Origin of the sequence: Sulfitobacter sp. HI0129 (assembly GCF_001635395.1) — a bacterium.
Lineage (GTDB): Bacteria > Pseudomonadota > Alphaproteobacteria > Rhodobacterales > Rhodobacteraceae > Sulfitobacter.
The window spans coordinates 1-242 of sequence record NZ_LWGH01001029.1; the positions used below are offsets into that span (position 1 = coordinate 1).

Here is a 242-nt window from a genome sequence, read left to right on the forward strand (position 1 = left end):
AGGGAGCGCACCTCGCCGTCGATTACCGTCATTCCGACGCCCGGCAGGTTACCCAGTTGCACCGAGTCCAGCATGTCCTTGCCGGGGGCGTGCTGCGCCTGATCCAGCAGTACGAAGTCGGCGCATTTGCCCTTTTCGATCAACCCGGTATCCAGCTTGCGCTGCCGTGCNGTGTTGCCGTTGCCAAAGCAGAAGGCGACCTCTGCCGGGACATTGCCGAGCGAGGACAGCATGGCGATCAT

General features: G+C 62.7%; 1 pseudogene. It reads right to left on the reverse strand.

From position 1 onward, the window contains the following. Positions 1-242, reverse strand: a pseudogene (locus tag A3764_RS21945) (amidohydrolase family protein); the annotation flags it as partial.